25 protein-coding genes, 1 tRNA gene and 1 pseudogene are annotated in these 22319 nt (G+C 35.6%); 14 read left to right on the top strand and 13 right to left on the bottom strand.

Features of this window, described 5'->3' with window-relative positions; genetic code table 11:
* Window positions 1-64: 64 nt before the first annotated feature.
* The gene (gene dnaG, locus DKK70_RS02975) at window positions 65-1846 is read right to left on the bottom strand and encodes a DNA primase (protein WP_110432666.1); all 1782 of its coding nucleotides are present in this window, start codon (window positions 1844-1846) and stop codon (window positions 65-67) included.
* A 115-nt stretch (window positions 1847-1961) separates the two neighbouring features.
* Window positions 1962-2177 (bottom strand): 30S ribosomal protein S21, encoded by a 216-nt coding sequence (rpsU, locus tag DKK70_RS02970; protein WP_034882800.1) that lies wholly within the window; start codon window positions 2175-2177, stop codon window positions 1962-1964.
* A 181-nt stretch (window positions 2178-2358) separates the two neighbouring features.
* On the opposite strand from rpsU, the gene hemB reads away from it, so the two are divergent.
* Complete coding sequence (gene hemB, locus DKK70_RS02965; protein WP_110432665.1) at window positions 2359-3375, top strand: porphobilinogen synthase; 1017 nt, start codon at window positions 2359-2361, stop codon at window positions 3373-3375.
* 146 nt (window positions 3376-3521) lie between these two features.
* Here hemB and nudC read toward each other — a convergent pair whose 3' ends face one another.
* The 6 genes from nudC to epmB form a co-directional block, all read right to left on the bottom strand.
* On the bottom strand, window positions 3522-4322 hold the full coding sequence (nudC, locus tag DKK70_RS02960; RefSeq protein ID WP_110432664.1) for an NAD(+) diphosphatase: 801 nt from the start codon (window positions 4320-4322) through the stop codon (window positions 3522-3524).
* Window positions 4323-4384: 62 nt separating this feature from the next.
* The gene (gene yidC, locus DKK70_RS02955; RefSeq protein WP_110432663.1) at window positions 4385-6013 is read right to left on the bottom strand and encodes a membrane protein insertase YidC; all 1629 of its coding nucleotides are present in this window, start codon (window positions 6011-6013) and stop codon (window positions 4385-4387) included.
* Window positions 6013-6258, bottom strand: a complete 246-nt coding sequence (yidD, locus tag DKK70_RS02950; RefSeq protein ID WP_034882864.1) for a membrane protein insertion efficiency factor YidD — start codon at window positions 6256-6258, stop codon at window positions 6013-6015. The genes yidC and yidD overlap by 1 nt, the downstream gene beginning before the upstream one ends.
* A gap of 47 nt (window positions 6259-6305) precedes the next feature.
* Window positions 6306-6662 (bottom strand): ribonuclease P protein component, encoded by a 357-nt coding sequence (rnpA, locus tag DKK70_RS02945; protein WP_110432662.1) that lies wholly within the window; start codon window positions 6660-6662, stop codon window positions 6306-6308.
* A gap of 8 nt (window positions 6663-6670) precedes the next feature.
* Entirely contained in the window at window positions 6671-6811 is a 141-nt protein-coding gene (gene rpmH, locus DKK70_RS02940) for a 50S ribosomal protein L34 (protein ID WP_025314679.1), read from the bottom strand.
* Window positions 6812-6970: 159 nt separating this feature from the next.
* Window positions 6971-7996 (bottom strand): EF-P beta-lysylation protein EpmB, encoded by a 1026-nt coding sequence (epmB, locus tag DKK70_RS02935; protein WP_110432661.1) that lies wholly within the window; start codon window positions 7994-7996, stop codon window positions 6971-6973.
* Between the two features lie 32 nt (window positions 7997-8028).
* On the opposite strand from epmB, the gene efp reads away from it, so the two are divergent.
* The gene (efp, locus tag DKK70_RS02930) at window positions 8029-8595 is read left to right on the top strand and encodes an elongation factor P (RefSeq protein ID WP_034882790.1); all 567 of its coding nucleotides are present in this window, start codon (window positions 8029-8031) and stop codon (window positions 8593-8595) included.
* A gap of 81 nt (window positions 8596-8676) precedes the next feature.
* Window positions 8677-8802 (top strand): hypothetical protein, encoded by a 126-nt coding sequence (locus tag DKK70_RS17135; RefSeq protein ID WP_258363893.1) that lies wholly within the window; start codon window positions 8677-8679, stop codon window positions 8800-8802.
* Between the two features lie 27 nt (window positions 8803-8829).
* On the opposite strand, the gene trmL is transcribed toward DKK70_RS17135, so the two are convergent.
* The 4 genes from trmL to thiI form a co-directional block, all read right to left on the bottom strand.
* Window positions 8830-9315, bottom strand: a complete 486-nt coding sequence (gene trmL / locus DKK70_RS02925; RefSeq protein WP_110432660.1) for a tRNA (uridine(34)/cytosine(34)/5-carboxymethylaminomethyluridine(34)-2'-O)-methyltransferase TrmL — start codon at window positions 9313-9315, stop codon at window positions 8830-8832.
* Window positions 9316-9333: 18 nt separating this feature from the next.
* Window positions 9334-10707 (bottom strand): envelope stress sensor histidine kinase CpxA, encoded by a 1374-nt coding sequence (gene cpxA, locus DKK70_RS02920; RefSeq protein ID WP_110432833.1) that lies wholly within the window; start codon window positions 10705-10707, stop codon window positions 9334-9336.
* A gap of 32 nt (window positions 10708-10739) precedes the next feature.
* Window positions 10740-11459 carry a response regulator gene (locus tag DKK70_RS02915; protein ID WP_110432659.1) on the bottom strand — a complete coding sequence of 240 codons (720 nt, stop codon included), beginning with the start codon at window positions 11457-11459 and terminating at the stop codon, window positions 10740-10742.
* A gap of 120 nt (window positions 11460-11579) precedes the next feature.
* The gene (gene thiI, locus DKK70_RS02910) at window positions 11580-13028 is read right to left on the bottom strand and encodes a tRNA uracil 4-sulfurtransferase ThiI (RefSeq protein ID WP_110432658.1); all 1449 of its coding nucleotides are present in this window, start codon (window positions 13026-13028) and stop codon (window positions 11580-11582) included.
* 176 nt (window positions 13029-13204) lie between these two features.
* Between thiI and secG the strand changes: the two genes are divergently transcribed.
* The 6 genes from secG to DKK70_RS02880 all read left to right on the top strand — a co-directional run bounded on the left by secG (window position 13205) and on the right by DKK70_RS02880 (window position 17625).
* Window positions 13205-13591 carry a preprotein translocase subunit SecG gene (secG, locus tag DKK70_RS02905; protein ID WP_110432657.1) on the top strand — a complete coding sequence of 129 codons (387 nt, stop codon included), beginning with the start codon at window positions 13205-13207 and terminating at the stop codon, window positions 13589-13591.
* Window positions 13592-13598: 7 nt separating this feature from the next.
* Window positions 13599-13684 (top strand) — tRNA-Leu (locus DKK70_RS02900).
* Between the two features lie 184 nt (window positions 13685-13868).
* Complete coding sequence (locus tag DKK70_RS02895) at window positions 13869-15119, top strand: integrase domain-containing protein (RefSeq protein WP_034882780.1); 1251 nt, start codon at window positions 13869-13871, stop codon at window positions 15117-15119.
* 720 nt (window positions 15120-15839) lie between these two features.
* Window positions 15840-16088, top strand: coding sequence for a terminase small subunit (locus DKK70_RS02890; protein WP_065578158.1), 249 nt, complete (start codon window positions 15840-15842; stop codon window positions 16086-16088).
* Window positions 16089-16598: 510 nt separating this feature from the next.
* The gene (locus DKK70_RS02885; RefSeq protein WP_034882779.1) at window positions 16599-17279 is read left to right on the top strand and encodes a hypothetical protein; all 681 of its coding nucleotides are present in this window, start codon (window positions 16599-16601) and stop codon (window positions 17277-17279) included.
* Window positions 17280-17424: 145 nt separating this feature from the next.
* On the top strand, window positions 17425-17625 hold the full coding sequence (locus tag DKK70_RS02880; RefSeq protein WP_034882777.1) for a helix-turn-helix transcriptional regulator: 201 nt from the start codon (window positions 17425-17427) through the stop codon (window positions 17623-17625).
* Between the two features lie 578 nt (window positions 17626-18203).
* Here DKK70_RS02880 and DKK70_RS02875 read toward each other — a convergent pair.
* On the bottom strand, window positions 18204-18362 hold the full coding sequence (locus DKK70_RS02875) for a YlcI/YnfO family protein (protein WP_108720850.1): 159 nt from the start codon (window positions 18360-18362) through the stop codon (window positions 18204-18206).
* A gap of 193 nt (window positions 18363-18555) precedes the next feature.
* Here DKK70_RS02875 and DKK70_RS02870 point away from each other — a divergent pair, with 193 nt between their 5' ends.
* The 5 genes and pseudogenes from DKK70_RS02870 to DKK70_RS02845 form a co-directional block, all read left to right on the top strand.
* A complete protein-coding gene (locus DKK70_RS02870; protein WP_081296696.1) occupies window positions 18556-18906 on the top strand; it encodes a hypothetical protein in 351 nt (116 codons plus the stop codon).
* Window positions 18899-19273 (top strand): hypothetical protein, encoded by a 375-nt coding sequence (locus tag DKK70_RS02865; protein ID WP_034884440.1) that lies wholly within the window; start codon window positions 18899-18901, stop codon window positions 19271-19273. The genes DKK70_RS02870 and DKK70_RS02865 overlap by 8 nt, the downstream gene beginning before the upstream one ends.
* 10 nt (window positions 19274-19283) lie before the next feature.
* A complete protein-coding gene (locus tag DKK70_RS02860) occupies window positions 19284-21632 on the top strand; it encodes a primase-helicase zinc-binding domain-containing protein (RefSeq protein WP_034884437.1) in 2349 nt (782 codons plus the stop codon).
* 107 nt (window positions 21633-21739) lie between these two features.
* Window positions 21740-22027, top strand: coding sequence for a hypothetical protein (locus DKK70_RS02855; protein WP_065578160.1), 288 nt, complete (start codon window positions 21740-21742; stop codon window positions 22025-22027).
* A 69-nt stretch (window positions 22028-22096) separates the two neighbouring features.
* Window positions 22097-22319: pseudogene (locus tag DKK70_RS02845) on the top strand (IS4 family transposase); the annotation flags it as partial.

Raw genomic sequence — 22319 nt, 5'->3', positions numbered from 1 at the left:
TTATTCGGTCATGTATATTATATGTGCAGAACAAAAATTATTTTTCTACACATACCCTGTATATTTAGTCTTTTTTTGATAAAACAAGTATTAGTGTCGCTAATTCTTTTTTCTCTGCGGTACTTAATCCGGAGACTCTCTCTTTTGCGATCAGTTCATCTTGCCTTTGGGCGAGTATATTATCATATAACTCTTTTAACGTATGTGAAAAAATTGATTCTATCTCATCATCTTGGTAATGGTACTCCCATGTTGCTAAGCGATTAAGTTGTTTATAATATGGTCGATTAATACATTCAGTTAATAGTTGTGCTGTAGTAATATTTGGATATTGTTGGCATAATTCAAGTAGCTCAATAAATATCTCTATTCCGGCTAAGTTAACTTGTCGAATCACATTAATATCTGACACCATTTTAGCTAAATTTGGATATTGGAGTAACAAACCAATTAAAATCCGCATGGTGGTCAATTTCATCTTTGGCAAAGGTGAAGAATCGATAGTTGTATTTTCGCCTTTATTTTGATTAGCTGCGATAAGTTTTTCTATTTGAGATACATCAAGTAATCCTAAATAACGACCTAATTCTTGAAGTAAATTAAGTCTGAAAACTTTTGCCTTTACTTGTTCAAGCAAAGGTATAGCCAGCGAGCTCAATTTAGCTCTACCTTCAGCTGTTTTCAAATCAACTTGTTTTAATAACTCATCAAATAAAAACTCAGATAAGTTTGGGGCTTTTTTTATATAATCTTCAAAGCCATCTTTACCCACTTTACGCACAAAGCTATCAGGATCTTCGTCTTGAGGCAAAAAAGCAAAAGTGATCTCTTTACCATCAATCAAACATGGCAGTAATACATTAAGCGCTCGCCATGCGGCATTTCGCCCTGCATTATCACCATCATAACTAAATATTACTGAATCGGTGGCCCTAAATAGCAATTTAATATGTTCTTCAGATGTTGAGGTACCTAGTGCGGCAACGGCATAGTCAATGCCATATTGGGCAAGCGAAACTACATCCATATAGCCTTCAACCACAATTAATTTATCGGGATTACGATTAACTTCTTGTGCTTCATAAAGGCCATATAGTTGAAAACCTTTATGAAAGATCGGCGTTTCTGGTGAATTAATATATTTAGCGGAATCATTGATAATGGTTCGACCACCGAAAGCGATAACATTGCCTTGTCTATCCCTAATTGGGAACATTATACGTCCGCGGAATCGATCGTATTGATTACCACTATCATTAGTTACCAACATACCCGCACGATCATATAAGGCTAATTCATCTTTGCTTTTAACCACATTTTGTGAGGTTAAACGCCATTCATTAGGTGCGTAACCTATTTTGTATCTGTTGATGATTTCTCGATTTAAACCACGCTGTTCTAGATAACGATGCGCATCCTCAGATGTCGATAATGCTAACTGTTGTTGGTAAAAATCCGTTATCTTTGCCATCAAAGAATAAAGATCGCGACGCTCATTACGAGATTCAATTTGCTTTGCTTGATCGCCTTGATTATTTTCGCTTTCCGTGTAAGGAACACGAATGCCTTGCATACTAGCGATTTCCTCAATAGCCTCAGGAAAAGACAGTCGCTCATATTGCATCAAGAAGTTTACTACCGAACCTGAAGCGCCACAGCCAAAGCAGTAGTAAATCTGTTTCTTTTCGCTTAATGAGAAAGAGGCGGTTTTTTCATCATGAAAAGGACAACAACCAAAATAATTATTCCCCTTTTTTTTCATTTTAACGCGCTTACCTATCACATCAAGAATATTGGTGCGAGCAAGCAAATCTAAAATAAAATCGCGAGGAATAAGACCTTTCATGATAAAATTCAACCATTTATGGCATTACGCAAAGACAACAAGCCGTAGTCATAGTACGGCTTGTTAGAATTTTTATATCAAAAATATAAATGAATTTATATTTTCCGTATAAATATTAATATAGACGAGTGCGACGAGCGTTTTCTCTTTCTAATTTCTTAGCGTGGCGTTTAACAGCAGCTGCTTTTGCGCGTTTACGAATAGTTGTTGGCTTTTCGTAAAATTCACGGTTACGAACTTCAGCTAAAACTCCTGCTTTTTCGCAAGAACGTTTAAAACGACGTAATGCTACATCGAAAGGTTCATTTTCACGTACTTTAATTACTGGCATGTGCCTCTCACCTCAAATTTGGTTAATATCACTAGGGACTAAAAATCAGTGCGCAATTTTACCTCTATTCCATATAACTTGTAAAGTAAAATATCGTATAATTATGCCACTATAAATTATTTGCTAATCTCGCTCTTGAGTCAGATAATAAAACCGTTCAATCAAAAATATAGGTGTTTTTATGTCGACAATCATTACCGGCCAATACCCTCAACGACGCTTACGTCGTAATCGTGCTCATGATTTTAGCCGCCGTTTGGTTGCAGAAAATCATTTAACTGTAGATGATTTAATTTATCCAGTTTTTATCGTTGAAGGAAAAAATATTATTCAATCGGTAGCTTCAATGCCCAATGTTAAACGAATGAGCATAGATGTATTACTGCAAGAAGCCGAACAAGTTGCTAAATTAGGTATTCCGGTACTGTCTTTGTTTCCTGCTATTGAACCTTCGGCAAAATCATTATTAGCTGAAGAAGCATATAACGAAAACGGATTGATTCCCAAAGCAATTCGAGCATTAAAAAAAGCGTTACCAGAACTTGGAGTTTTAACGGATGTCGCGCTTGATCCATATACAACACACGGTCAAGATGGCATTATTGATGATAACGGTTATGTTCTCAATGATATATCTGTCGAAGCTTTAACAAAACAAGCATTAGTTCAAGCCGATGCAGGGGCGGATATCATCGCACCAAGCGATATGATGGATGGTCGAATTGGCGCCATTCGTAATGCTTTAGAGTCACATCATTTTGTTAATACTCAGATAATGGCTTATTCAGCCAAATATGCCTCGAGCTTCTATGGTCCTTTCCGTGATGCCGTTGGTTCCGCGAAAAATATTAAAGGTGGCAATAAAAAAACGTATCAACTCGATCCGGCCAACGCTAATGAAGCATTACAAGAAATTTACCAAGATTTAAGTGAAGGTGCTGACATGGTAATGGTTAAACCCGGTTTACCTTATCTAGATATTGTGCGTAAAGTAAAAGATACTTTTGCGGTACCAACCTTTGCCTATCAAGTATCTGGCGAATATGCAATGTTGATGGCCGCAATCGAAAACGGTTGGTTGGATGAAAAATCGGTCATCATGGAATCGTTACTTTGCTTTAAACGAGCTGGGGCAGATGGTGTTTTAACTTATTTTGCCAAACAAGTGGCGCAATGGCTCAATAACCAAGAGCGATAAAAGTTTTAACTCAACTAGCTTCAACGGGCAACTTACGACTAAGCTTCAGTTAGTTATACAGCAATAAGAGATGCTTCTAATAAGATTAATTTAATCAGAACTATCGAATATCTATAAATTATTAGATAGTGTGAATATGATGAGTTTTACTCACCATATTCATCATATTCACGGCAAAGTATTAGGGTATCTTCAATCAAACGCCTTGCGATCGTGCCATACTCTGGTATTTTAGGTAATTGAGAATAGTGATACCAATTTGCTTCCATCAACTCATTTTTATCGATGGTAATTTCGCCACTCTCGTAATCAGCTAAGTAAGCCATCATCATGGAGTTAGGGAATGGCCAAGGTTGAGAACCAACATAACGAATATTTTTAATTTTTATCTTTGACTCTTCATACACTTCACGAGCGACTGTCATTTCCATGGTTTCACCAATCTCTGTAAAACCCGCTAATACAGTATATAAATTATCTTGATTATGCCTTACATGTTTAGCCAATAAAATTTTATTTTTATTGCGAATAGCGACAATAATGGATGGTGAAATTTGTGGGTAATAACGTTGCTGGCAATGATCACATAGACAACACCATTCGGTTTGACTGATATACATCTCATGACCACAATAACCGCAATATTTATGAGAACGATAAAACTCTGACAACTGTACTGCCCTGCCAGCCATATTAAATAATGATTGATCGCCAATATTGAGTAAAGGTCTAATCGAACCCATTGAATCTTGCATTTCTTGGCAAATCAACCATGCAGTTTGCCCATTCCATTCACCGATTGATTGAGCTAATTTATTGGTAAAACCAAATTCACTCGCAACACCATTAGGAACCTCACCATTAGGCAACCATAATCGGCCATTTTTGCTAACGAACCAGTAACCTTTTTCATTACCTACTAAATTAAATTGTTTTTGTATATTCATCGCATCAATACTCGAAAATTAACTACTAAAAAGGAGGATTTTACTCCTCCTTTTTATCAATACTATTTCTTTTTCTTCTCATGGAGACCTTTTTTCTCAAGCTCCCAGTAAATTACACGTTGCTGTGCAATAGTAAATAAGTTACTTACGATATAGTATAAAACTAGACCTGATGGGAACCATAAAAAGAATACCGTAAAGATTAATGGCATATAAGTCATTAATTTTTGTTGTAACGGATCGGTAACCGGAGTTGGTGACATCTTCTGAATTAAGAACATGGTCGCCCCCATTAATAATGGGAAAATATAATATGGGTCTTGTGCCGATAAGTCATGGATCCAAAGTGCAAATGGCGCATGACGTAGCTCAACCGTGTTACCTAACATATAAAATAGAGACAAGAAGATCGGCATTTGGATCAACAATGGTAAACAACCGCCAAGAGGATTAACTTTCTCTTGTCTATAAAGTGCCATGGTTTCCATGCTCATTTTTTGTCTATCATCACCATAACGCTCTTTTAGTGCCTGTAAACGAGGTTGTAATAACTTCATTTTAGCCATTGAACGGTACTGTGCTCGCGTGAGTGGGAATAAAATACCCCGCACAATAAAGGTGATAACTATTATTGAGAAGCCCCAGTTTCCAATAAAACTATGGATAAATTTTAATAAATAAAACAGTGGTTGAGATAAGAACCATAACCAACCATAATCCACGATTAAATCAAGATGATTAGCCGTTTCTTTCAATTCACTTTGAATTTCAGGACCTAACCATAATTTAGCATTAATTGATTGTGTTTTACCCGGTTGAATAACGGTTGTTTCACCTTTAAAGCCAATTGTCGCTTGGGAATTTTTTGCGGTTGAACGTGAATAAAATAGATTATTCTGATCCTGCGCAGGAATCCAAGCAGAAGCAAAATAGTGTTGCAACATGGCAATCCAACCTGTATTTGTTTCTACTTTTAACGCTTTATCTTTAATATCATCGAAACTATATTTACTATAATTGGTATCAGCACTAGAGTAAGCTGTACCACGGAACGCGCTTAACCCTAATCCGCCACCGCCTTCAGTAACGGCATCTTTTGGTAGTTCAATTGTTTGTTTTAACTGACCATACATTGCCACTTCTAAAGGATTTTTGCTCTGGTTATTTACCTCGTACTGTACATCAATAGCATAATTACCACGATGTAAGATGTAATATTTAGTAAAGGTTGCGCCATTAACTTGATAGGTAAATGGAACTTTTAACTCATCTTGACCATCAGCTAAAACATACTCAGATTGAGCTGTTTGATACACAGGTCTTTTTGAACCTTGGCTAGCATTATCTGGACCATCTTTGCCGGTTAATCCACTTTCAGCAATGTAAATAAAATCCGGGGTTGAGGTTAATAGTTGAAAAGGTGTACCTGAATGAAGAGTCTGCTCATATTTCAACAATTGGGCAGCTTGTACATCGCCACCATAGGTATTAACCGTTAATGACAATACATCAGATTTTATTGTGATTGTTTTACCTTGCGCAGAATCCGCCGATGAATTATCTTCACCTATTTGTTGTGTCAATTGGTTAGCGACTGGCGGTTTTGGTGCATGATCCTCTTCCCAAGCTCTCCAAACTAGGAAAGAGACAAAAAGTAAAGCAATGACTAAAATATTACGTTGAGATCCCATTAGTGTTTTTCTCTATTGGTTTTAATTTTCTTAGGAGGAACAAAATCTTCTCCTCCTTCATGTAAAGGGTGACATTTTAATACACGTTTGAGCGTTAGCCAACCACCTTTTATCAATCCGAAGCGTCTAAATGCAATTATTGCATATTGTGAACAGCTAGGAGTAAAGCGACATTTTGGGCCCAATAGTGGGCTAATGACATGTTGATATAGCTTGATAATAAAAACAAAAACATTAACAATCATATATTTAACTGCATAAACATGCTGTTTAATGATCAATAATAGCTTGTTTAATTTTTTTGTTTTTTGATGATTTGCTGACATAGTTTATCTAATGTCTCAACTAATTGTTGATTATTCAATTGTATAACAGGCTGTTTAGCCATCAAAATAAAATCGATATTAGGAAACTGATGTTGGTGATGACGAAAATATTCTTTAGCTAATCGTTTAATTCGATTACGCTCATGCGCTCGTTTAACCTGTTTTTTGGCTATAGCAAAACCTAATCTAGGATGATTTAGTGAGTTCTTACGTGTAACCAAAGTCAGAAAAGGGGAACCTGCGCGAATAGATTCTTGAAAGACAAGATTAAAATCTAAGGGAGTTAACAAGCGTAACTCCCGAGGAAAAGTGAGTTTAGTCACCCAACTTTTTAACTAGCAACAGTTAAACGAACACGGCCTTTAGCGCGACGACGAGCAAGAACTTGACGACCGTTTTTAGTAGCCATACGAGCACGGAAACCGTGAGTTCTATTGCGTTTTAATACTGATGGTTGAAATGTGCGTTTCATGACGATTTATATCCAAATCTAATTTATCAACAAGTAGTAGAGTAAAAACTCCACAGCATTAATTAAAGAGGTCGGAATTATAGAGTCTATTTTATTTTTCGTCAACGAGATTTTGATACATAAATTGTAAGGACATCATCAAATTAATTAGTACTTTTATTAATCATTAATAGCTAAAACGCGTTTACTTTCTTCACCACCAACTTCTCGAGCTAATTTAGGCACCAAATAACCCGATACCTTTTTGGCCAGTTGCTGCATAATTTGCCTTGCCGTATCATCATCGATTAAAAAATGAGCCGCACCTTGTACTTTATCAAGTAAATGAATGTAGTAAGGCAAAATACCAATTGAAAATAATTTATTGCTTAACTCCGCTAGTACATCAGCATTATCATTAATATTTTTCAATAAAACACTTTGATTCAATACGGTTACATTACTATTCTTTAAAGATTTAACGGCATTGGTAACATCATCATCGATTTCATTGGGATGATTAATATGAGTAACTAATATAATTTGTAAACGCGTTTTGGCAAATAAACGACATAACTCAGAAGTAATACGATTAGGTATCACCACCGCCAAACGGCTATGAATACGTAACCGTTTGATATGTGGAATTTTCTCTAGTTCAGCTATTAACAAAGCCATTTCGTGATCTTTTGCCATTAACGGATCACCTCCGGAAAGAATAATTTCATCCAGTTCGCTATGATCTGCAATATACGCTAATGCTGCACTAATATTTTTTTTATTACCTTGATTATCATGATAAGGAAAATGTCGCCTAAAACAGTAACGACAATTAATTGCACAGGCGGTTTTGGTCATTAATAATGCGCGATTATGATATTTATGTAGCAACCCCGGAACATCATTATGTTGCTCGTCAAGGGGATCTTTACTAAAACCGGGTACATTTATTAATTCTTGCTCATCACAAAGTACTTGCAATAGCAACGGATCTTGACTGTCGCCTTTTTTCATCCGATTGATAAAGGCCATAGGCACTCGTAGCGGAAATTGCTTTCGCGCCTGCAACATCGGTAGAGAAATAACGTTGGGATCTAAATCCAAACAACGATAGAGCTTTTTGATGTCTGTCACCACATTAGCGAGATCAAAAATCCACTCATCTTTATTTGGTTGTTCAACATTTTGCTGTATAATATGGCTCATTTTTGTAATTCAGAATGATAGTTGGAGCTTTTATGGCATCTTATAGTACTAATGAGTTTAAAGCTGGTCTTAAAATAATGCAAGATGGCGAGCCGTGTGTGATCGTTGAAAATGAATTTTATAAACCAGGTAAAGGACAAGCAATCAACCGCGTTAAAATTAAAAAATTACTTTCTGGTAAAACAGTTGATAAAACATTCAAATCAGGTGAATCTGTTGAAGCAGCTGATGTCGTAGATATGAACCTAACTTATCTTTACACCGACGGTGAGTTTTGGCATTTTATGAATAATGATACTTTTGAGCAACTTTCCGCGGATGCAAAAGCGGTAGGTGACAATGCTAAATGGTTAGTGGATCAAGCTGAATGTATCTTAACATTATGGAATGGTCAACCGATTGCTGTGACACCACCAAACTTTGTTGAACTTGAAGTAATTGAAACTGATCCAGGTTTAAAAGGTGATACAGCAGGAACCGGCGGTAAACCAGCAACATTATCAACCGGTGCGGTAGTACGTGTTCCTTTATTTGTACAAATTGGTGAAGTACTTAAAGTTGATACGCGCTCTGGTGAATACGTTTCACGCGTAAAATAATTATTTAAATAAAAGAGGTCGATATGACCTCTTTTTTATAAATGAAATAGTCACATTAGATTTTTAAGTTGAGGAGGTTTTTTGTCACCCCCAACAATCAACAATCAACAATCAACAATCAACAATCAACAATCAACAATCAACAATCAACAATCAACAATCAACAATCAACAATCAACAATCATCTTTCTATTCTTGTGTAATTAACCATTAAAAATCACTGCAAATTTAAATTTATTTTGCTCCAATATAGTTAAGTTGTCGCCAAGACTCATAAACGACGACAGCGACAGAATTAGACAGATTCATACTTCGACTATTGGCAGTCATTGGAATACGAATTTTCCTATCTTGCGGTAATGCATCAAGGACTTTGGCTGGTAGGCCTCGCGTTTCTGGACCAAACATCAAAAAATCATTTTGATGATAATTTACTTCACTATGTGGTTTTTGACCTTTTGTCGTTAAGGCATAAACTTGAGAAGCTAAATCAAGGTGGTTATCAGCCAAAAAATGTTCAAGATTTTTATAACGTTTTACATCAACAAATTCCTGATAATCGAGTCCAGCTCGTCGCAATTTTTTATCATCCCAATAAAATCCCATTGGCTCAATAATATGTAAATTAAAACCAGTATTAGCACATAACCGAATGATATTGCCGGTGTTAGCAGGAATTTCGGGTTCAAATAAAACAACATTTAAAGGTGCAGTCGACACAATTATTTCTCTTAACTGTTAATATTTTTGAAGTGGTAATTCTATCACAATTCTAAGTCCACCTAAGTGGCTTTTCTCAGCTCTAACTGTGCCATTATCCCGAGTAATCGCATTAGCCACAATGGCTAGACCTAAACCTGTACCACCAGATTCACGATCACGTGCCTCATTAGTACGATAAAACGGTCTAAAAATTTGCTCTAGCTCACTCTCGGCAACACCGGGGCCATCATCATCAATAGTGATAGTTACTGTTTTTTGTTGAATAATAAAATCTACATCGATTCGTTGATTTGAGTAACGAAATGCATTCCTTATTACATTCTCAAGTGCACTACATAACGCCATCGGATAACATAAAATGGTATGATTTGTTGAAGGATTATGAATAGAAAACTGTTTCGCTATTTGATTTGCTTCAAAAGCCGCATTATTCAAAACATCTTTAAATAATTCATCTAACTTTTTAAATTCACGAACTTCATTATTATCATGTTGATTTCTGGCTAACATCAGCAAATCGCCAATCATTGAATCAAGTTTTATCGCTTCATTGCTTATCCGTAAAACCTCGTTACTTTCACCCTGTTTACGGCGCAACAGTGAAGCTGCTAATTGTAATCGGGTTAATGGAGTCCGCAATTCATGTGAAATATCCGAAAACAACCGTTGCTGTAACTCTTGCATCCGTTTTAACTCTCTAAGCATATGGTTAAAACTTGCACCGGTTGCTTTATATTCATATGATCCAACTTTTTCTAATTCAGGCCACTGTTGTAGATTCCCTTTAGCCACTTGCTCAGCCACCAATCTCAAGCCTCGTGCTGGCCTAGCGATACTCCAAGACAACCACAGCAAAAAAGGCGAGCTTGCCAATATGGTTAAGGTTAAAAGTAAGAAGGGATGGTCAAAAATTAAGTTAACAAATTGTGACTGAATATCTGATGCAGGTTGCAGTAGATATAATTGATATTCTTCATTAGCATAATGTAGCAAGAAAGGACCAATAATTTCTTGGTTATCATAAATTTGCTTAGCAGGATCATCAACATCATGCGATTTTTCACTAAAACTTTTCACTAAATCGATATTTTGAGTATCCGCGGTAATAATTTGTTGATTTGGCGTAACAATAAATAGCTGTTGCCCCGTTTTTTGATGATTATCCATAACAACAATGAATCTCATCCACCAACGAAAACTATCTTTAGGAATCTTAGTTAAATCTTTTTCAATTGCATTTGCTAATAGATTGCCACTTTCTCTATCTTTATTGGCTAAGTAAGTTAAATTACGAGAATCAAGTTCAGGCAATGCCATAACAAGGCTAAGAAAGAAAGCAATGGTAAGTAAGAATATGGCGAAAATTCTAACGGTTAAGCGATCAAAAATCCACATATATTCTTACCATAACAGAGAAAAATCTAATTCTGCGATAAATCAATATCCTGATCAACAACAAATAGATATCCTTTTGAGCGTAATGTTTTAATCCACGGTAATCCATCACTTCGTGGTGGAAGTTTTTTACGCAAATTAGAAACATGAACATCAATTGAACGAGCTAACGGTAAAAATTCTTTACCCAACACGTTTTCACTTAAATCATCTCTAGAAATTATTTTGCCAGCATTTTCGAGAAGTTGTAATAATATTTGAAACTCAGTGCCGGTTAATTCAATATACTTATCATCAAATAAAACAGATTGTTGTTTACTATTCACAACAAGTTTATCAAAAGAATATTGCGCTGATTTTTCACCTGATTTGTTAGCTTGATCATCCCAACGTTTTCTACGCAAAATCGCATTGATTCGCGCAATAAGTTCCTTATCATTAAACGGCTTTAAAATATAGTCATCAGCACCATGCTCAAGACCAATAACTTTGTCAAATTCACTATCTTTAGCGGTTAGGAAAATTACTGGAACCGTATATTTATTTCGCAGTTCAGTTAATACACTTAGTCCATTAATTCCTGGCATCATAATATCGAGTAAAATAAGGTCAATGCTCTCATCAAATTTAGCTAAAGCCTGAGTACCATTATTCGCTATTATAACTTCAAAACCTTCTAGTTCCAGTAATTCGCATAACATTGAAGCAATTTCTTGATCATCATCAACTACCAGCAATTTGTTCATTACGAGCCTCATTAACAAAGAAATTTATCATTTATTACAGCTATCGGTTAATTATGTTGTAGTAATTTCAAAAATATTATATAGCTAAATTGGAACGATACAGTAAATAATTGTTAAGATTTACAGTTTAAACACTTTTACATTACTGAATCCTTGTTCAATCAAATAAAGTGCCTGTAATTTACTCATCACACCTTTGGCACAATACAATAAATAGTGCTTTGACTGATCCAGATCACCAAATTGTGTTGCTAATTTATAAAATGGTATGAGTTTAACTTCCACATCAGCAACGACCAGTGGATTATCTTCTTGCTCTTCTGGCGAACGAATATCGATTATGACTTGATTATCTGTTAATGTTGTAACTGTATCAACTTGTGTAATTGTATTATCCGTTTGTTTAGCAATTTCACGAATATCAATATTTTCAGCTTCTTCAACAGCTTTATCTAAAATAGAAAAGTCAAAATTCTGTTCTTCGGCTTCTATTTTTTCTTTAACCGCTTTTACGGTAGGACTTTTCGATATTACCCCGCAAAATTCAGGCATAGTCTTAGCGATATCTTCCGTACCTATCTGACGCGCAAGATTAATTATCGTTTCTTTATCATGGGTGATAAGTGGACGTAACACTAAAGTATCGCTTACGTTATCAATTAAACGTAAATTAGTTAAAGTTTGGCTTGATACTTGCCCTAGTGCTTCTCCTGTGACCAGCGCTTCAACATTATAACGCTGTGCAACTTTAGACGCGGCGCGTATCATCATCCGTTTTAGAATAACCCCCATTTGCCCATCATCAACTTTTTCAAGTATCTCTCCGACTACATCTGAAAAATCAATGGCGATAAAACGAACCTTATGGGAGCTTCCAAATCTTTGCCACAAATAATGTGCCATCTGTTTTACGCCAATTTCATGCGTTTTTCCACCTAAATTGAAAAAGCAGTAATGGACTCGGCAACCCCGACGGATAAACATATAACTCGACACCCCAGAATCAAATCCCCCAGAAATAAGTGAAATGACATCTTCTTGAGTACCTGTTGGAAAACCACCAATACCAGCATGACGTTGTTTAACTAATAAAAGTTTATCTTTATCTATTTCAAGATTAACCGTTACATCAGGTCGTGTTAATTTTACTTTAGCTGTGGCAACATGTTGATTAAGTCCTCCGCCAACATAACGTTCCACTTCAATTGAAGTAAAGTCATGTTTACCACGTCGCTTAACTCTGACACAAAATGTTTTATTCTCAATTAAAGGCGCATAGTGATTGAAAGCATTTTCATAGATATCATGCAGGTCAACAAAAGAAAACTCTTCCACCACTAATATATGATGAATTCCAGGAATATGGGTTAATAACTCTAAAATTTGATTTTCACTATCTGCAACTTTAGGACGAACTTCAATAAAATCCCAATGACGGATGACCGCAACATCATCAATTGAATGCTTTAAAATATTACGAATATTACTGGTTAATATTTTAATAAAACGTAAACGAACAGACTCACTTTTAATGGTAATTTCAGGAAAAAGTTTAACAATAAATTTCATACAACAGCATTTGCTTAACTAAAAATGGCGACATTATACTGATTTTTCCTTAAAAACGTACAATTGATTATGATAAATACAGAAAATAACAAAATCTACTTGCTTGTTGCTCTCTCTTTCGCTAATATTTCGCATCAATAAATTCTGTTGTATAACATAAAAATTGACAGGTTGAAATGTACGAACTTTTAATTATAGGTTACTTAATTATTGCACTTGCGATAGTCGTTTTAGTGCTAATACAGCGCGGAAAAGGTGCTGACATGGGCTCATCTTTTGGGGCAGGTGCATCTGCAACACTATTTGGCTCATCCGGTAGTGGCAACTTCCTTACACGCACAACCACAATATTAGGTGTATTATTTTTTGTGTTAAGTATTCTTTTATCCAATATTGGAAGCTCAAAAACTATTAGTTCAAGTGATGAGTTTAAAGATATTGGCGATGGTACAACCACACAACAAAGCACAGAAAGTTCGGAAGGTAATAAACAAGTTATTCCAACTACTGATCCAGTTATACAACCTCAGAATATCAATCCGACATCTGATATTCCAGAATAAAAACGGCGCCGTGGTGGTGAAATTGGTAGACACGCTATCTTGAGGGGGTAGTGCTCTAAGGGCATGCGGGTTCAAGTCCCGCCCACGGCACCAATTCAATATTCATTAACATTCTTTTAAACCCTGCAAAGCACACCAAACCCAGTAATAACAAGCCTTAAAGTCTATTTTATTGCCCATTAAGTATCAGTAAGGTACATTTACAACCAAAAATAATGGGGGTATATTTGGGGGTATAATTAAATACCCTATTATTGCGTACCCCCAAAGGTGAAAAATGGCTGTAAAAACTACTCCCTTAACTGACACACAAATAAAAGCATTAAAAGCCACTAGTAAGGATAAAAAGTATTTTGATGGTGGAGGTCTTTTTTTGTTAGTTAAACCGACAGGGGTTAAATTATGGCGATTTAAATATAAAAAGCCAATATCACATAAAGAGACATTATTATCTTTCGGTAAATACCCAGAAACATCGCTACAACAAGCGCGAAAACAACGAGATGAAGCGCGAGAATTAATAAAGCAAGGGATAGATCCACAACATCACAAAGCGGAACAAGAACAACGTAAGCAAGAAGCTTGTAATAATACCTTTTACGCTATGGCTGAGAAATGGTTCAAATTCAAAACAGAACAAGGTTTAGAAGAACAAACGCTCAAAAAGGCTTGGCGTTCATTAGAAAATCATGTTTTCCCTTATATAAAAGATATTCCAATAAACCAAGTAACAGCTATCAAAGCGATTAACGCATTACAGCCATTAAATAACAATAATAAATACGAAACAGTAAAAAGAGTTTGCCGGCGAATTAATGAAATAATGTATTATGCTGTCAATATGGGAATTATCGATAATAACCCTCTAGCCAAAATCACCGACGTATTTAATAGCCCGAAAGTAAAAAATCAGCCAACTATTCCCCCTACTGAGTTACCGCAGTTCATGCAAGCTTTAGCTATGGCAAAGATTGAATTGCAAACTAGATGCGTGATTGAATGGCAGTTATTAACATTAACGCGACCAAGTGAAGCCGTAGGGGCTAAGTGGGAAGAAATTAATCTAGATAAAAAATTATGGAGTATTCCTGCCGAACGCATGAAAATGGATAGACCTCACAATATACCCTTATCACCGCAAGCAATAAAAATACTTGAGATAATGAAATCTATTAATCATAAAAGTGAGTTTGTTTTCCCAACAGCAAGACCGCCTTATAACAAGCCAATGAGCAGCCAAACCGCTAACATGGCAATAAAGCGCATGGGATACAAAGATAAGTTAGTTGCGCATGGATTAAGAGCTTTAGCTAGTACCGCTTTAAACGAACAAGGCTTTAATTATGATGTCATTGAAAGCGCGTTATCGCATGTAGATAAAAACGCAGTAAGGCGAGCCTACAACAAAGCAGAATATGAACATCAAAAGCGTATTATGCTTGACTGGTGGGGTGACTTTGTCGAGCAAGCAAGCCAAGGAAATGTCTCACTATCAGGTAACCGCAATTTAAAGCTAGTTAATCATTAACCATATCGCGCTATTCATACCGTGCCCCATATTAGGGTTACGATAAAACCGTAACTCAAATTTGAGTTACTCACTTCAATAACTTCATATTAAACCACTCCTCATATCTGAGGGGTGCTTTTTCAAATGTCACCCTTTACCTATGCCAATCATTAGGTTGTTTTTATTCTTACCTCCCCATAATCTTAAACTTTTAATATAAAGTGTTCACTACTATTCACCAATCTAATATTAATTTATATATATCAATATATTATATACTTATTATATATATTTTTTGGTGTTCACTAGTATTCACTACTGTTCACTACTATACACATTATTAAAATAATCTTGATCCTGTAATTAACTAATTGAAATATAAATATATTTATGTAGCGTTATTTTCTCATTAAAATAAAATAATTATTAATCATAATGTTAAGTTAGGGTGATTTTAAGGTTGATCCAGGGCTAGTATTAGAGGAAAAGAATAAATGCTCTATGGTGATTTCCACCATACAGGGAGATTACTGAAAAGGTAACATTAAAAAAAACTAAAAAAATCGGGTTAGCGTTAAAATGAATGAGGGTAGGCGGTTTAGAGCGTATAAGGTCGTAGGAATTTACTCCCCCCTCCTCTTGGCAGGTTTAGTGAATTTTTGGACACGTTAGAAAGCAATCTAATAATTCGCCTTATTGGATTATAATAGCCTTATTATTAGTAAGTTAGGTGGTAATATGGCAGGGCGAAAATCAAAGATAAAGGACATGTTAGAACTTATCAAAGCACGCCAAGAAGTCGAGTTAATTAATAAAGGCTTAAAGGGTGAGTTTAACGCAAGTATTGCTAAATTGATGCTTGCTAATCATGGCTATTCTGAAAAGCAGACATTAGATCATCAATCTATGGGAAATAGCATTATAGCCAAATCAAAACCAATGCGCATAGAACTAGTATCGCCACCATCAAAGAATTTAACCGCCTGACAAGCAAAGAGCATAAACTTGTTACCTGCTCAAGTTTTAGATGCTCAAATTGAGCCACTTCATATGGAATTTAAATACCTAAAAATCTATTTAATATAGGTATCCAAACAAGTATCCAGTAAAAAGGTATTTAATAAATGGATACCAATTTAATCATAAAAGGCAGTTATCTTCATAATAAAGACAACTTACAAATCCCTTTCATGGGGTTGAATTTAAAAAACCCATCAAAGAGCTTACAACTATCTTGCTACCGTGCGAGCCTGATATTTTGATGTAGCGCGACGGCTCAAATATTTATTATTATCTTTTATTAAATCTCTCATTTACCTATCCTCAAAATATTATTTTAGTCTGCCAATTTTATCATAAACACTTAACTGTATATAAATACAGTGCTATAATGTATATTACTGTATATTAAAGTATTATTTTCGCCTAAGCTGATGCCAGAACATTAGCAAACCTAACGAACTGGCGCAAATTTTTTTAGATCGTGAAAGGTGGTATATGGAACATATTTACTGTGATGATTATCCTAATGTTATGCATTGGAAAGCTGTACAAGAATTTACTATAGAGCAAGCGTCTTTATTATTGGCAGGATTAGATCCCTTCGATTTTAAAGAGGGATTAGATTCAGTAAAACAAATAAATCATTCTAGATGGAAATTAGCTCATGGCTATGCTCTATCGTTAGAAACCTCTATCAGAAGGGGAATTTTAACGCCAATTATATGTGCTAAATATGTATATAATGAATTTCTAAATGAGATGAGCGCCACAAAGATAGATCCAAATGATAGAACAGAAACAATGTCTTATCGGCACACCATAATAACAAGAAGTTCCTTAAATCAATGGGTCACTAATGAAAATGTTATCTTAGTTCTTCCATATCGAGCTAAAAAAAACCCTCCCCCTATTATTCAAGAAATCAGTATAGAAGATAATAATATAAAAAAATTACCAAATAACACACAGCACTCTTCCGAAGGATTGGAGTTAACACAAGAGATAATTGAGCAATTTTGGTCTACTTATGATACCGAAAATAAACAAACAGCTCCAACAAAAAAAGAAGTAATTGATTATTTAATTGGTAAAGGAGTATCTAAAAACTTAGCAGAAGCGGTTGATATAGTATTGCGTCCTTTCGAATTAAGAAAAGTAGGACGAAGAAAGGGGTAAGCCTATTTACTGTATTTTCTATATAAATGGATAGGAATACTTTAATTAAATAAGTTACTACTATTAAAAAATTAACCCACCTATTTTAATTATACCATAATGCTACAGTTACCTTGTTTTAATAACTTTTATAACGAGGTAACAAATGACAAATGCAATCCTATCCAGAAGAGAAGTTAAAAATTTACTTCACTTCAAATCTGACACTAGTCTTTATACGCTAGAAAAGAAAGATAAAACCTTTCCCCAAAAAATCAGAATCGGCTTGCGTCGCATTGGGTATCGCGCTGATGAAATTTACTCTTGGCTTGAATCTCGTAGAGTAGAACGTCGAGAGGTGGCTTAATGGTGATAAAGCAAAACCCTTTATATCGCGAAATGATAAAGGGCTAACACTGGAATAATGACGCTTCCAATGATAGCCAATCTCGCGATAAGTGTCTAGCTAAAACACCAAATTAACTAATTGATTTTAAAGCAAAGCGAAAAAATTCGTTACGGTTTCCCCTTGCCTAAATTTAGCTAAAAGGGGGAATTTTCTGACACGTTAAGAGAGATGAAAAATGACAGATTTAAGTATTAAAAATAATGATATTGAATTGGCGCAATCCAAATTTGACTTAATCGCCACTAATAAAACGATTAATAATTTAAGGACACGTTAGAGGGCTAAATCATGACTACAAGCTTATATAACAACCTAGCAATACAGATGTATACCCAACCCTTAAATAATCTCCCTGTGAATCGCTACGATGTAATTTTTCGACACGTTAGGAAAGATTTTTCTACTATCACTACGCGCGCGCGTATGCGTCGGAAAACTCATTGCATGGGGTTGAATTTTAAAAAATGGTTTTGCATGTCCATAAAAAGAAAAATAAAAAAACAAATACCACTTTTTGGTGGTATTAAGCTAATGCATTATTTCTTGTTTGGTTTGTTTAATTTTTCGCGACAAGCAGCAATAACCCAAGCAGAAAAGTTGGTATTCTCCTTTTTGGATTGCTCGTCTATTTTTTCTATTAGTTCGTGTGGAAAGCGGATATCTTTACGTTTTGACTTACTGGTTTCATTTGCCATATTGGATATTCATAAGTTATTAGTACGGACAATATACACTAAAGTAAAGAATAAAAATAGTGTTGACATGTACGGACAAAATAAAATATATTGTACGGACACATTAAATTTTAACATTTTAATAAAAACAATAGCCCAAAGAGTTCGCACCTCAATGAGCTATCTAACCACAAACATTAAACGGAGTAATGCTATGGCTAATAGTAATGATACCCTATGCCCTAAAAATGGGCAATATGACCTACCTAACCTTTTATCTGTCTTGAATTTATATCAGGCTGATATCCAACCACAAAACTTATTACACGCAAAAGCACACTTAGAGGAACTTAGACAATCAATTCTATGGGGAATCGGTGCTATTGGTAATTTGTTATTTTGGGCTTCTGAATGTGAAGAATATGAGGAACAACAATTTAAAGACGATACACGTGACATTGGTTACCTGTTAGCACAATTAAAAAACGTTGTTTGCTTTGCTTCCAATCAAATTAATTTACTTGACGATAAACTTAATCATAAGGAAGTTAACGATAATGAATAATAACAATAAAATAACCGCAATCCACCATATCATCGTTGATTCAACTATGGCGATAGTAGCAAGTCTGTTTTTAATTGAGCAGATTAACAAAAATGATAGTCAGGTATTTATTCATGAAGGCACTAAGATTGATATTAACAAAGATTTAATTGTCTTAGGTTTAGATATCAATCTTAAGCAATGCTTGATTGAGGATTTCGGAGAAAAGGATGGATTAAATCGCACTTATGGAATGTTGAAAGATATGTACACAGAAAGCGCAGATAAACCTATTTCATTAACCCCATACGGGCAAGAATTACTTTCAACATTGTTTATTGATTTAGCCGAAGATATCAAAGCTGAATCTAACGGGACAATCCATTAAGGGGGCGGTAATGAGAATAAATGAAATTACCACTCAAGCGGTAGGTAAATGGCAATCAATCTTTAGTTCATTAGGTATTGATGTGGGTAATGGCAAACATTGCCCCTGCCCTGTCTGTGGTGGTAAAGATAGATTTAGATTTGATAATAAAAATGGGCGCGGTACTTATATCTGCAATCAATGCGGTAGCGGTGACGGCTTAGAACTTATCAAAAACTATTATCATTATGATGCGAAAGAGGCGAGCAGTAAAGTAGCCGAATGCTTAAATTTAAGAAACACTTCCACAAGCTCGGATTTGAAATCCGACCTACAAAACAACATACCAGAAAATCCTGTATGTAAAAAGGTTAATTATTTGCTAGCTAAAGCAATATTAGGTCAATCGGATTACCTCACTGAAAAAGGGTTAACGTTCGATTTAACCTTGCTAGATGATGGGCGTATCTTTGTCCCTTTGATTAATATCAACAGTGAATATACAGGCGGTCAATTTATCGAGCCAAACGGAAATAAGCGCTTAATGAGAGGCTCAAATAAGAAAGGTGCTTTTATATGGGTTAGCCCAAAATTGGGCAGACCTGACGAGGTAAGCAAAGAATTACTCACAGCTACCGAGATTATTATTTGTGAGGGTTTAGCCACAGGGATATCTATAGCGGAATTCCGCCAACAGTCTATTGTTATATCCGCTATTGACGCAGGTAATCTTATTCATGTAGCTAAAGACCTTCGTGAGTTAAACCCTACCGCTAAAATCATTATTGCAGGTGATAACGATATTGGTCAAAGCCCTAATACGGGCTTAGCTAAAGCAATAGAGGCAGCTCAAGCGGTAAATGGTTATTACTCCGTTCCTGATACAGATTATAAATGTGATTGGGATGATTATAGGCAACAATTTGGAAGCGATAACGCTTTGGCTCATTTTAATAAAAACCTCATAAAACCAGAGTTATCCACCATGACAAAACATAACATGCAAAACGAGTTATCAAGCATGAACCTATCGCAAATGGCATCAAGTCAACGCGCCGAACTGCTTAATCAATATTATGATAATAACCTTGCGATTAATCTTACTACCGATGAAATCTATCACTATCAAGATAACGCATGGCAACCTATAAGCGATAAACTATTAATGCGAACACTAGCCGATTTATTCACCCAATCAGGCGAACCATTTAACCCTATGCGAATTAGCTCAGCGGTTGAATCGCTCAGGTTATCTTTACCTGTAATGGGAAGTTCTCAAAAGGATTTAATTTGCTTTAAAAATGGTGTTTATGAGCTGAAGACACAAACTTTCAGACCTCACAATAAGCAAGATTGGTTATTGGTGAGTAATGATATTGATTATTACCCCGCCAAAGAAAATGAATCTTTTGATACTCACGCGCCAAACTTCGCTAAATGGCTAAAAAGAGCATCAGGCAATCAAGATAAGGCTAAAAATATCTTAGCCGCGCTATATATGATATTGGCTAATCGTCATGACTGGCAATTATTCTTAGAGGTTACAGGCGCAGGCGGTAGCGGTAAAAGTGTTTTTGCTGAAATCGCAACTATGTTATCGGGCAAGAATAACACTGTTATAGGCACAATGGAATCACTGGAAAAGGCAAGAGATAGGGCCTTAGTAGTTGGTTACTCTCTTATCATTTTACCAGACCAACCGCGATATATGGGTAGTGGCGCAGGATTAAAAGCAATTACTGGCGGTGATGAAGTCGCAATAGACCCAAAACACAAACAACCCTATTCTTGTAAAATCCCTGCGGTAGTCTTGGTTATCAATAACGAGGCAATGAGATTTAACGAGCGTAACGGCGGTATATCACGGCGTAGAGTTATCTTTCACTTTGGCGAGGTCATCCCTGAAAAAGAGCGAGATTTAAACTTGGTTAGCAAAATAGAGCAAGAACTCCCCTCAATTGTGAGGTTGCTATTAAATGAGTTTACCAGTCCAGCAGAAGCTAAAGAAAGACTACACCAGCAACAACAATCAGATGAAGCGACGGCGATTAAACGCGAATCTGACCACTTGGTAGATTTTTGTAGTTATCTTGATGCGCTTGATTATCCCAATGGTATGTTTATTGGCAATATGGGAATAATGCCCTTTAACCCCCGAAAATATTTATATCATGCTTATATTGAATACATCCGCAATACAGGTTTAAACAATCCGCTATCACTAACGCAATTTGGCACATCGCTTAATTATGCAATGAAAGAAAACGGTAAAGACTACATGCGTAAAAGAGCAAATAAAGGGATGAGGACCAACGTAGAGCTTAATATCAATACTAGTCAAGATTGGCTACCCAAAGCCGAAGAACTAGCTCGTAGTTAATATTTGTTAACCTATGAACCGCCTAATTTGGGCGTTTTTTTGTTGTTCGCTTATGTAAGATAAGATACATTAAATGGGTATTTTCTTATAAATAAAAGGTTTTAAAATTGAGTAATTTATCTCTCGATGAAATTTTATCGCTTTATAGATTTAATCAATATTATGGTTCACCATCAGAATATTTTTATTCTAGTGGCCTAATAATTGATTGGGCTGAAAAACAAGTTATGCAAGGTGATGATTCAGAAATACTATTGATTATTGCTTCTTTGGGACTTGATAAAAAAATAGATAGCGATGAGGTTATGACGTACTTAAAAAGATATCTTTCCGAAAAAAATATTTCTATACCAAGCACTGATGAATCCCCTAATGATTTTGGTAAAAATCATTAAGTTAAGGTGGATACACATCTTGTCATATGATCAAATGGTTTCGCGAAAAATCAATAATCAGACAACAAGATGTGCGAACTCGATATTTTACACGACTCTCTTTACCAATTCTGCCCCGAATTACACTTAAAACGACTCAACAGCTTAACGTTGGCTTGCCACGCATTACTTGACTGTAAAACTCTCACTCTTACCGAACTTGGCCGTAACCTGCCAACCAAAGCGAGAACAAAACATAACATCAAACGAATCGACCGATTGTTAGGTAATCGTCACCTCCACAAAGAGCGAC

This window comes from Gilliamella apicola (assembly GCF_003202655.1).
GTDB classification, from domain to species: Bacteria; Pseudomonadota; Gammaproteobacteria; order Enterobacterales; family Orbaceae; genus Gilliamella; species Gilliamella apicola_R.
Note: the sequence above shows the minus strand (reverse complement) of the source record. Positions and strands in the feature narration are given on the sequence as shown.

What these genes read in the sequence shown, in the direction of transcription:
- dnaG (WP_110432666.1), bottom strand. Translation starts at nt 1,846, where the DNA reads ATGAAAGGTCTTATTCCTCGCGATTTTATTTTAGATTTGCTTGCTCGC.
- rpsU (WP_034882800.1), bottom strand. Translation starts at nt 2,177, where the DNA reads ATGCCAGTAATTAAAGTACGTGAAAATGAACCTTTCGATGTAGCATTA.
- hemB (WP_110432665.1), top strand. Translation starts at nt 2,359, where the DNA reads ATGTCGACAATCATTACCGGCCAATACCCTCAACGACGCTTACGTCGT.
- nudC (WP_110432664.1), bottom strand. Translation starts at nt 4,322, where the DNA reads ATGAATATACAAAAACAATTTAATTTAGTAGGTAATGAAAAAGGTTAC.
- yidC (WP_110432663.1), bottom strand. Translation starts at nt 6,013, where the DNA reads ATGGGATCTCAACGTAATATTTTAGTCATTGCTTTACTTTTTGTCTCT.
- yidD (WP_034882864.1), bottom strand. Translation starts at nt 6,258, where the DNA reads ATGATTGTTAATGTTTTTGTTTTTATTATCAAGCTATATCAACATGTC.
- rpmH (WP_025314679.1), bottom strand. Translation starts at nt 6,811, where the DNA reads ATGAAACGCACATTTCAACCATCAGTATTAAAACGCAATAGAACTCAC.
- epmB (WP_110432661.1), bottom strand. Translation starts at nt 7,996, where the DNA reads ATGAGCCATATTATACAGCAAAATGTTGAACAACCAAATAAAGATGAG.
- efp (WP_034882790.1), top strand. Translation starts at nt 8,029, where the DNA reads ATGGCATCTTATAGTACTAATGAGTTTAAAGCTGGTCTTAAAATAATG.
- DKK70_RS02915 (WP_110432659.1), bottom strand. Translation starts at nt 11,459, where the DNA reads ATGAACAAATTGCTGGTAGTTGATGATGATCAAGAAATTGCTTCAATG.
- thiI (WP_110432658.1), bottom strand. Translation starts at nt 13,028, where the DNA reads ATGAAATTTATTGTTAAACTTTTTCCTGAAATTACCATTAAAAGTGAG.
- secG (WP_110432657.1), top strand. Translation starts at nt 13,205, where the DNA reads ATGTACGAACTTTTAATTATAGGTTACTTAATTATTGCACTTGCGATA.
- DKK70_RS02895 (WP_034882780.1), top strand. Translation starts at nt 13,869, where the DNA reads ATGGCTGTAAAAACTACTCCCTTAACTGACACACAAATAAAAGCATTA.
- DKK70_RS02890 (WP_065578158.1), top strand. Translation starts at nt 15,840, where the DNA reads ATGGCAGGGCGAAAATCAAAGATAAAGGACATGTTAGAACTTATCAAA.
- DKK70_RS02885 (WP_034882779.1), top strand. Translation starts at nt 16,599, where the DNA reads ATGGAACATATTTACTGTGATGATTATCCTAATGTTATGCATTGGAAA.
- DKK70_RS02880 (WP_034882777.1), top strand. Translation starts at nt 17,425, where the DNA reads ATGACAAATGCAATCCTATCCAGAAGAGAAGTTAAAAATTTACTTCAC.
- DKK70_RS02875 (WP_108720850.1), bottom strand. Translation starts at nt 18,362, where the DNA reads ATGGCAAATGAAACCAGTAAGTCAAAACGTAAAGATATCCGCTTTCCA.
- DKK70_RS02870 (WP_081296696.1), top strand. Translation starts at nt 18,556, where the DNA reads ATGGCTAATAGTAATGATACCCTATGCCCTAAAAATGGGCAATATGAC.
- DKK70_RS02865 (WP_034884440.1), top strand. Translation starts at nt 18,899, where the DNA reads ATGAATAATAACAATAAAATAACCGCAATCCACCATATCATCGTTGAT.
- DKK70_RS02860 (WP_034884437.1), top strand. Translation starts at nt 19,284, where the DNA reads ATGAGAATAAATGAAATTACCACTCAAGCGGTAGGTAAATGGCAATCA.